General features: G+C 32.6%; 3 protein-coding genes. All 3 read right to left on the reverse strand.

Features of this window, described 5'->3' with window-relative positions; all coding sequences use genetic code 11:
• Nucleotides 1-898: hypothetical protein (locus PF569_03925; GenBank protein ID MDA3855382.1), on the reverse strand; the 898-nt coding region annotated here is incomplete at its 3' end.
• 106 nt (nucleotides 899-1,004) lie between these two features.
• Entirely contained in the window at nucleotides 1,005-2,018 is a 1,014-nt protein-coding gene (locus PF569_03930; protein MDA3855383.1) for a hypothetical protein, read from the reverse strand.
• A partial coding sequence (locus PF569_03935; protein MDA3855384.1) for a hypothetical protein occupies nucleotides 2,018-2,499 on the reverse strand: 482 nt, incomplete at its 5' end. The genes PF569_03930 and PF569_03935, both read right to left, overlap by 1 nt.

The following is a 2,499-nucleotide window of genomic DNA, read 5'->3' on the forward strand; positions in this document are numbered from 1 at the left end:
CTTTAGTATTTTTAACCAAAGCTTTTATATATCTTGATAGTTCCTCATTGTCTAATTTATAGCTTACAGTCTCTTGTACAGGAAGAGTAGTAGCTAAAGTTGTTTCTTCTTGTAAAGTCTCCTCATGCTTATCCTCAGGCAAATTAGACTGTATTTTAGTCTTATCTAGATGATAATTTCCAGATGTAGCAGCTGTAATAACTTCTAGTAAAAGAGCTAGTAATAACATAAGATATAGCATAGTATCTTCACCACTCAAGTTAATAGCCTCACCTAGTAAAGTAAATATATCACTTGAGTTAGCAGCTTTACTAGAAACTTTAGCATTTACGATTTTAGATTTCTCAAGTAATAATTCATTTATCCTTTCATTCTTAGTATTAATATCTAAGGTAATGTCAGAGATAATTACATCTTGCTTTTCAGTGGACCAGTCAGCTCTTATATCACCCTTCTTTTTAATAGCAGTTTCCTGTTGTAGTCTTAAAGAGTCAATACTGATATCTAATTGATTAAGCTCTCTATCTATTAAACTAATATCACTTGACTCATTTAATATAATAGAAGTAGAAGCTTGTTGACCTATCGACATTAATGTAAATCCTGATGAGGCTGTAAACGACACGAAGGCTAGGCCTAAGTATATAAGAAATAAGAAAAAGCTCTTTACATAAGAAGTAAATCTTTTAAGTTGTAGATGAGCTTTAGCCACGACAAAGAGATACACCTTTATTAATTCTAAAGTAACACCTAACAGTATCCAAAGAACCTTATATAAAGGATTCTCACTAAAGCTAGTGAATAAGTTGATAGTTAAAAGTGTTGAGATTGTTAAAAGCGCTATGTGAGATACAATTTTAATTACCTCATAAAAAGTTCTTTCAGTTTTGTCTTTCATAGTAGTCTAATTCCTTTTCATTTATTATCTTTCATTTAAGGTAATAGTAAACCTCTTGGGATATTAAGTCAAGAGGTTTATTAAAAATATGTGATAAAGTTTTATTTTATTCTTTTATCCCTTCCTCACTAGGAATCTCTAATCCTGCATCAACTTTAAACTTATTAAACAAGTCTTCATTTTCTTTAAAGTAATCTATTAAAGGTACTCTTCCTCTAATTTTAACAGGTTCATCGTTTATGTCATTAAAAGTGTAGTTCCCACCACCTCCTTTATGGACTACTTCTTGGCCACAAAATAGAGTTATTACATCGTCAAAAGTATCTAAGCCAGTCTCATACATAAATGTAAGACTACAAACTTTATTTGGTGGTGCTGTTTTATTCTTGAAACTTTTTACATCCATTTTAAATCCTACAGCTTCTTCTCCTTGAGTAATATAGCCTGTTCGTCTAACTCTTAATCTAATAGCATATGCATAGTTCTGGGCCCTACCTCCTGGATTTACTAGATTTGAGCCATACATTACAGAAGGGTCCACCATAAGGTGATTAGTCATAAATAAAGTAGTATTACTATCAGATACCATAGGCACTATTTTACGAAGTGACTGAGCCATTACCCTAGCTTTAATAGCCATATGCTGTTTTGAGTGATCTCCATCTAATTCTTGTTGAGTAGGTGCTAGTGCGATACTATCAAGGATAATACATTTTACTCCTGCCTCTATTAGTTGCTCTATTATTTCAAAGCCCTCAGTCAAACTCTCAGGTCTAATAAGTCTAAACTTATCTGAGTCTGTTAATAAACCCTGTTTGATAGCGAAGTCCTCAGTGAACGAATGCTCGAAATCTAGGTAACAAACATATTCTGAGGCATCCTGAAAGGCTCTACCAAATATGTAACATAGAAGACTCTTACCGTGGTTATTTTCCCCCTCCAAGGCTATGATACGACCCTTAGGAACACCTTTAATATCTGTACCTCCTAGAATTTTATTTAGTTCTGGTGATCTTGTTGGAACTCTATCTATATTTTGATAATTTTCTAGGTCTACAACAGAACCCTCACTTCCTTTTTCTATCTTTTTAAAGGCCTTTTCTATTTTTGATAAATCCATTACTCCTCCTCGTCTCTATAAACTCTAACTTCAAATTCGTTTCTTTCTTCACAAGCCTCTTCACACTCTGTACAATCATAAAATAGATCAAATAACTCGGGCTCATTAAAAAACTTTATTGAATTATAAAAAAAGTCTATCTCAATTAACTCAAGTATGCTATCTCTAAATTCCCTTATTGCTTCTATGTCAATTTCAGTTTCTACTTTATCAAAAAATCTATAGATCTGACTTGTTATATCCATCTCAATTCTTAGAGGTAGAGTAGGTGTAACAGGCTCCCATAACCATATTCCATTCATAGTCAGAATAAACTCTGTAAAGTCCTCTATAATCTCATCCCACTCAATTTGCATAGGGTCAATCTCAGAATCTTTATCTGAAGAGCTACTTGCTACTAAAAATAGATTCTCTGTTACAAGAATATCACTCTTAGATTCTATCTCTTCACTCTCTACTTTTAGTCTAATTGTTTCTAAAA

It is taken from the genome of Candidatus Woesearchaeota archaeon (assembly GCA_027858315.1).
Classification (GTDB): domain Archaea; phylum Nanobdellota; class Nanobdellia; order Woesearchaeales; family UBA583; genus UBA583.